This is a genomic window from Mesorhizobium sp. M7A.F.Ca.CA.001.08.2.1, assembly GCF_003998455.1.
Classification (GTDB): Bacteria; Pseudomonadota; Alphaproteobacteria; order Rhizobiales; family Rhizobiaceae; genus Mesorhizobium; species Mesorhizobium ciceri.
Genome location: NZ_RZPW01000279.1, coordinates 1 through 7384 on the forward strand (window position 1 = coordinate 1; position 7384 = coordinate 7384).

A 7384-nucleotide genomic window follows, 5' to 3' on the forward strand; every position below is an offset into this window, starting at 1 on the left:
GTTCGGTGATCTTCAGCGCCTGTTCGTGCTCGCTCTCGATGAACAGGATAGCATCGGACTTGCGGTAGAAATCGGCCTTGAAACTGCCATGCGCGCCGAGTCGTTGCCGTTCCGCCTTGCTCGGCAGATCGAGCATGATCAGCTGGTCGTATTTGATCTCATGCTTGGCGAGCCATGCCTCGGTGAGCGCGCGGTATTTCTCCAGCCGGCTGGTGACCAGCCAGCCGATCCTGTGGGTCGCGACATGGAGCGGCCGCGCTTCGCTGAGGAATTTCTCATAGGCCGGGCCGTCGTCGTTTTCCGCCTCTGTCGGGTCGAGGCACAGCACGCCGTCAATGTCGACGCAGCATTGCGCCAGGAATTTGTGATGCATGAAGTTCCACTGGAACATGCGCGGATGCGGCACGACCTCGAAGACGAGGTCGGTTTCCTGGTGCAGGGGCTCAAGGCCGAACACGGCGGCAAAGGTGAAGTCCGCCTCGATGCCCGCAGCCTGGATGCGGGCGCGTGCGTCGCGCATGGCGTTGCCGCCGGCGACGCTGTCGTCGATCACCAGCACCTTGCGCATCTCGGAAACCTTGCGGTCGAGAGCGGCCCGGCGCTTGGTGACGCCTGATGTGTAGATTCGCCCAGCCAGGAAGCTGTCGAGATCGGTCATCGGGATGTTCGCGGCAAGGCTGACCAGCGTCGCTGCCAAAACGCCGCTTCTCGGCACACCGACGACCAGGTCGATGTCGCGCGGCAGCCGGTGCAGGCCCCTGACGATGGCGTCGTTCATATCGGAGATCGATCGGTAGTGCATGGTTCAGACCTGGTCCTGGAGGAGATGTCCGTAGCAGTCGAAGACGCCCAAATTATTGCGCTTCGCGCGGCGCTGCCGCAGGCAGCCTTGCCGGCAGCATCTTGAGCGCCTCGCGCAAGGCTTCGCGGCCGGAGGCGAATGCCAGTCCGATGATGATCGTGATGAGGTAGGCGAGCACGGCGCTGCTGGCCAGGGCGACGACATGCTGCTGCGGCAGCGCTGGCTTGACGAACCAGATCGCGGCCAGCGCCAGATGGGCGCCAAGCACGAACGGCGTTGCCGCGCGCAGCACATGATGCGCCTGCAGCGGTCCGCTCTTGCCGACATAGAGCCATAGGAACGGCGTCCGCAGATATTCGCTGATCGCATAGGCGATCGCCACGCCCAGCGCGCCATAGGGCAGGCCGAGCATGAAAGCCAGCACCGACGTCACGGCCGTTATGATGCCCCAGCGCATGAAATCGCCGGAGCGGCCCTGGCTGACGAAAAGCCACCCCGCCGGATTGTTGAGCGGCTGCAGCAGCCCGGCAAAGCCGAGCGCCAGGAAAATCGAGGCGCTTGCGCGCCATTGCTCGCCGAGCACGAAGGGGATCAGCACATCCGACATCGCGGTGGCGAAGGCGACACCGGGAAGCGCCACCAGCAGGATCAGCGGCATGACGCGCAGATAGGCGCTGCGGTAGCGATCCGGTTCGTCCTTCAGCCTGGAAAGTGCTGGAACCATCACCTTCGACAAGGGGTTGGTGATCTGGCTCAGCGGAAACAGAAGCAGCTTGTAGGCGCGGTCATAGAGGCCGAGCTGCGCCTCGCCCCAATATTTGCCGATCAGCACGTTGTCGAGGTTGCGGGCAAAGAAATTGGCGAAGTTGAAGCCGGTGATGCCGGCGCCGAAATTGATCAGCTCGCCGATGCCGGCGACCTTGCGCGGCAGGCCCGGACGCCAGCGCGAACTCGCCCAGTAGCAGAGCGTCGGCAGCACGGCACCGGTCAGCGTGCCGGCAAACAGGGCCCAATAGGAGCGATCGATGAAGGTCCAGGCGATCGACACGGCAAGCCCGGCGATTGCGCTGGCGACGTCGATGACGGCCAGCCGGCCGAACTGCATACGGCGCGTCAAGAGCGCCAGATGCTGGGCGCCAAGCCCATAGGCCATGATCTGCAGCCCGAACGCAGCCACCAGACCTGTCACGCGCGACTCGCCGTAGAAGGCAGCAACCAGCGGCGCCGCACCCGCAAGCACGCAAGCCAGGATCGCGCTGACGGCGACATTGATCCAGAAGAGGTAGTTCACCTCCTCATGCCGGATGCCTGATTTCTGGATCGTTGCCTGGGTCAGGCCGAAATCCTGGAACAGTGCGATAAAGGCAAGCACCGGCGCGCACATCGCCACGACACCGAAATCCTGTGGCGACAACAACCGCGACAGGACGATAACCGACAGAATCTGTGTCGCGACCCGCACCGATTGCGCCATGGCCGTGACAACCGCGCCGCGCCCAACCGATTTGCGCAAGGAGCCTTCTGGCGGATCGAATGCATTGGCTTCCAAATTCAGGATTCCTGATTTTTTACGTGGATTTTCGAGCCCGAAAATCCACGACCGCCGCCGACCACAAACTACGGCAATAATTTTGCAGTGCAACAGAAAACGTGGACCGCCGCACCAAAAATGTTGCGATGCAGCAAGACCTGTACTAGCATTCCCTCGGGTGGGCCAACAGCGGTCGAGTTTTTATGCTGCATGTCTTGTACCTAGTGCACGACGTTTCCGACCCGGCGGTGCGCCGGCGGATCACGATGCTCAGGGCAGGTGGGGCCCAGGTCACCTTGGCCGGATTCCGTCGCACCGCGAATCCGATTGCGGATATCGAGGGACTGCGCCCGATCGACCTCGGCGGGACGCGTGACGGGCGATTCGGCCAACGCCTCGCGGCCGTAGCCAAAGCAGCCGTTTCGATAGGCTCGAAGCTGGGCGGAATGCCAAAGCCGGATGTCATCGTCGCGCGCAACCTGGAAATGCTGGCGCTTGCCCGCCGCGCCAGGTCAGCCTTCGGTGCATCGGTTCCGATCGTATACGAGTGCCTCGACATTCATCGGCTTGTGCTGCGCAACGATGTCCTGGGCAAGGCGCTGCGTGCCACCGAACGATTTCTGGCCAGGGATGTGAAGCTGCTGGTGACCAGTTCGCCTGCCTTCATCGCCAATTATTTCAAGCCGTTCGGCCAGGTCGCGGCACCCATCGAGCTGGTCGAAAACAAATATTTCGAGGCCGCGACGATTGTGCCCGGCGCTGCCGAGGCCGATGAGAGCCCGGTCGGCCCGCCATGGCGGATCGGCTGGTTCGGCGCGCTGCGCTGCCGCCGCTCGCTCGAGCTGCTGGCTGATTTCTCCCGCCGCATGGAGGGCCGCTTCGAGATCGTGCTGCGCGGCCGTCCGGCTTTGTCGGAATTCCCTGACTTTCACGGCTTTGTCGAAGCCGAGCCATGGCTATCGTTTCTCGGGCCCTACCGCAATCCGGAAGACATGGCGGCGATCTACAACGATGTCCATTTTTCCTGGGCGATCGATTTCTTCGAAGCGGGGCAGAACTCCGAATGGCTTCTGCCCAACCGGCTCTATGAGGGTTGCCGTTTCGGCGCGGTGCCGATCTCGATGGGCAACACCGAGACCGGGCGATTCCTCAAGCAGCAGGATATCGGCGTGCTGTTGCCGCAAGCGTCGCCCGAAGCGCTCGAAGCCGCGCTAGGCAAGATGGAGGAGCATCGCTTCGCCAGGCTGAAGGGGCGTGTTCTGGCGCGCAACCCGAGAACCTGGAGCTACGATCGCAGCGATTGCCGTGCGCTTGTCGAGCGGCTGCGCAGCCTGACGGCCGTGCCCGGTTCGTTTGCCGCCGAGGCATTGGCATAGGATGGCAGGGAATGGACAGAGGCAAGATGGACAGAGGTTGATGACGCAGACGGAAAAACCCTCATCCAGCCTGATCGTTATCCCATGCCTGAACGAAGCCGCCCATATCGGTGCGCTGCTCGATCAATTGCGGCCCGCGGCCGCCAGGCTTGGCGCCCGGATCATCGTCGTCGACGGCGGCAGCACCGACGGCACGCTTTCCATCGTAGACGACGTCATTGCCAGGGACCCACGGGTTATCCTGCTCCACAACAAGCGGCGTATCCAGAGCGCGGCGATCAATCTCGCCGTCGGTACCTTCGGCGATGGTGCCGACTATCTCATCCGCATCGATGCGCATGGCGGTTATCCCGACGATTATTGCGACCGGCTGGTCGAGGAAGCCCTGGCTACATCGGCGGATTCGGTTGTCGTTTCGATGCTCACCAGCGGCAGCGGTGCCGTGCAGAAGGCGGCGGCCGCGGCGCAGAACTCCAAGCTCGGCACCGGCGGCTCGAAGCATAGGCATCTTTCGCAGGGACAGTGGATCGATCACGGCCATCATGCACTGATGCGGATATCGGCGTTCGGTGCCGTCGGCGGCTATGACGAAACGTTCAGCCACAACGAGGACGCCGAGCTCGATTATCGCCTGCGCAAGGCCGGCTACAAGATCTGGATGAGCGGCAAGACGCAGATGGTCTACTACCCGCGTGCCTCGCTCTCAGGCCTCTATTTCCAGTATCTCGGCTACGGTCGCGGGCGTGCCAAGAATGTACTGAAGCATCGCGTCATCCCGAAGGTGAGGCAGATGGTGCCGCTGCTGGTGTTTCCGGTGGTGCTGCTGGCGGCCTTCTCCTTCGTGCACTGGCTGGCGGCGGTGCCGCTGCTGCTGTGGGCGTCGGTGTGCCTGGGCTACGGGCTGGTGACGGCTATCCGCCAGCGCAAGGCCGACGTTGCGCTGGCCGGTGTCTCGGCCATGGTCATGCATCTTGGCTGGTCGGTCGGCTTCTGGCTGCAGCTTCTCGGCCTCGGCTCGCGACGAGGAGTGGCCTGATGGCGGTGTCGGCAAAGAACCGCAGCATCGACATCGGCGTCTGCACGTTCCGCCGGCCGGAACTGGCGGACACGCTGCGCTCGCTCGACGCCATGGAGATGCCGGTGGGATTCGATGTCCGCATCGTCGTCGCCGACAATGACGACACCCCATCGGCCCGTGACCTGGTGGCGGCGCTGTCGCGGGAATTGACGGTGCCGATCCACTATCAGCACGCCCCGGCGCGCAACATCTCGATCGCCCGCAACGCCTGCCTCGATGCGAGCACCGCGGATTTCGTCGCCTTCATCGATGACGACGAGACGGCCACGACGCCATGGCTTGCCGAACTGGTCGCGATGGCGCAGCAAAGCGGTGCCGCCGCCGTGCTCGGCCCGGTCAGGGCGCGCTATCGCCCGGACGCGCCGGACTGGATGCGGCGCGGCGATTTCCATTCGACCTTGCCCGTCTGGGTGCGCGGCGAGATCCAGACCGGCTACACCTGCAACGTTCTGCTGCGGATGGGCTCGGACAGCCTGCGCGGCCGCCGCTTCAGCCTGGCGCGTGGCCAGACCGGCGGCGAGGACACCGAATTCTTCGACCAGATGCACAAGGCAGGCGGCCGCATCGCCTTCTCGCCCGAGGCGTGGGTCGAGGAGGTGGTGCCGCGCTCCAGGGCGGCATTCGATTGGCTCGGCCGCCGCCGCTTCCGCGTCGGCCAGACGCATGGCCATCTCCTGGGCAGCAGCGCCAGCGGAATCGGCCTGGCCAAGCAGGTCGGCCTGGCCTCGGCAAAGGCCATCTATTGCTTCGCCTCGGCACTTCCGGTCGTCGTCAGTCCGGTACGCAGGAACCGCAGCGTGCTGCGCGGCATTATGCATCTTGGTGTCGTCAGCGGCCTCGTCGGCATCCGCGAAATCCGCCTCTATGGCCAGCCGTCGCCACAGGAGGGAGGCAAGCGTGCAGCCTGACGTCAGCTCTATCCCCGATGTTTCCTTCGTTATTGCCGCCTACAATGCCGAGACGACCCTTGATCGGGCGATCGCCAGCGCCATCGCCCAGAAGGGTGTCAGCGTCGAAATCATCGTCGTCGACGACAAGTCGCGCGATGCGACGCTCGATGTTGCGCGGGCCTATCCCGGGGATATCGTCCGTGTCATCGCCCTGCCAAGCAATCGCGGCCCGGGCGGCGCCAGGAATGCCGGCCTCGATGCCGCCCGCGGCAGATGGATCGCGGTTCTCGATTCCGACGATGCGGTCTTTCCCGGCCGGCTCGCCAAGATGATCGCGCGTGCCGAAAGCGCGGATGCCCAGATCGCCGTCGACAATCTGCAGGTCGTTCGCGAGGACGGCGTTATCGAGGACGCGATGTTTCCGCGGCAATATCTGGAAGGCTTGCGCGAGATTTCGCTGGCCACCTACATCGCCGGCAACGTCGTCTTCGAATCCAAGTTCAACCTCGGCTACCTCAAGCCGATCTTCCAGCGCGAGTTCCTGAACGAAAACCGGCTTCGCTATGACGAGAAGCTGAGGATCGGCGAAGACTACATCCTCTTTGCCGCCGCCCTGGCCAAGGGCGGAAAATGCGTCGTCGAGCCCGATATCGGCTATGCCTACCATATTCGCAGCGTCTCCATTTCGCGCGTGCTCGAGCTTCACCACGTCGAAGCCATGCGCAGGGCGGATGCCGTGTTCGCTCAAACCCATCGGATGGATGAGGCCGCGCAGGCCGCGTTCGCGCGGCGTGGCCGCAGCCTGCGCAAGGCGGCATCGTTTCTGTCACTGGTACAGCACATCAAGGCGCGGTCCCCGCTCAAGGCGATCCGGACTGCGCTCAGCGACCCGGCGGCGGTCAGGCATATGGGCATGCCGATCGCCGTGCGGTTGCGAAGAATGGCGGCACAATTTGCCGTCGGGGCGGGGAGGTGAAGATGCAGGCACATGGAGGGAATTTTCGTGGCCTGTGAACGGATTGAAGTCGATCTCCTCAGAAGGAATTTGCGATGAAGAAAATCAGGAAGGCCGTGATACCGGTGGCGGGGCTTGGAACGCGGTTCCTGCCGGCGACCAAGTCGATGCCGAAGGAAATGCTTCCCGTCGTCGACAGGCCTGTCGTCCAATATGCGGTGGACGAGGCCTTCGAGGCGGGCATCGAGCACATCGTCTTCGTGACCGGTCGCAACAAGGCGGTGATCGAGGACTATTTCGACCTGCATCCGGAATTGATCGGCACCCTGGAGCAGACCGGCAAGAAGACCCAGCTGGAGGCGCTCGAAAGCATGCTGCCTGTGGCCGGCGCCACCAGCTTCATCCGCCAGCAATCCCCGCAAGGCCTCGGCCATGCCGTCTGGTGCGCGCGCGAGGTTATCGGCAACGAGCCCTTCGCCTTGCTGCTGCCGGACATGGTGTCCTTCGGCGGTCGCGGATGCCTCGCCGAAACCGTCGAGCTTTATGAGCGCACGGGCGGCAACGTAATCGCCGTCGAGCGTTGCGAACCCAGCGAGACCAACAAATATGGCATCGTTGGCCGTGGCGCCGAGATCGGCGGCGGTTTCGAGGTGACGGCCATGGTCGAGAAGCCGGCGCCGGCCAATGCGCCTTCGAATTTCTACATCAACGGCCGCTACATCCTGCAGCCGGAGATTTTCGCGCTCCTGGGC

General features: G+C 63.7%; 7 protein-coding genes. 5 read left to right on the top strand and 2 right to left on the bottom strand.

Annotated elements, in window-relative coordinates; translation table 11 throughout:
* Together EN914_RS17685 and EN914_RS17690 are read right to left on the bottom strand one after the other, a co-directional pair.
* On the bottom strand, window positions 1–802 hold an 802-nt coding region (locus tag EN914_RS17685), incomplete at its 3' end, for a phosphoribosyltransferase family protein (protein ID WP_127389180.1).
* A 52-nt stretch (window positions 803–854) separates the two neighbouring features.
* On the bottom strand, window positions 855–2351 hold the full coding sequence (locus tag EN914_RS17690) for a lipopolysaccharide biosynthesis protein (protein ID WP_024501830.1): 1497 nt from the start codon (window positions 2349–2351) through the stop codon (window positions 855–857).
* Window positions 2352–2536: 185 nt separating this feature from the next.
* Between EN914_RS17690 and EN914_RS17695 the strand changes: the two genes are divergently transcribed.
* From EN914_RS17695 to EN914_RS17715, 5 genes are all read left to right on the top strand, one after another.
* The gene (locus tag EN914_RS17695) at window positions 2537–3709 is read left to right on the top strand and encodes a glycosyltransferase (protein ID WP_024501829.1); all 1173 of its coding nucleotides are present in this window, start codon (window positions 2537–2539) and stop codon (window positions 3707–3709) included.
* Between the two features lie 40 nt (window positions 3710–3749).
* Window positions 3750–4745 (top strand): glycosyltransferase family 2 protein, encoded by a 996-nt coding sequence (locus EN914_RS17700; RefSeq protein WP_024501828.1) that lies wholly within the window; start codon window positions 3750–3752, stop codon window positions 4743–4745.
* A complete protein-coding gene (locus tag EN914_RS17705) occupies window positions 4745–5695 on the top strand; it encodes a glycosyltransferase family 2 protein (RefSeq protein ID WP_024501827.1) in 951 nt (316 codons plus the stop codon). Before EN914_RS17700 ends, EN914_RS17705 begins: the two co-directional genes overlap by 1 nt.
* Window positions 5685–6653, top strand: coding sequence for a glycosyltransferase family 2 protein (locus EN914_RS17710; RefSeq protein ID WP_024501826.1), 969 nt, complete (start codon window positions 5685–5687; stop codon window positions 6651–6653). Before EN914_RS17705 ends, EN914_RS17710 begins: the two co-directional genes overlap by 11 nt.
* 74 nt (window positions 6654–6727) lie before the next feature.
* On the top strand, window positions 6728–7384 hold a 657-nt coding region (locus EN914_RS17715), incomplete at its 3' end, for a UTP--glucose-1-phosphate uridylyltransferase (protein ID WP_164778774.1).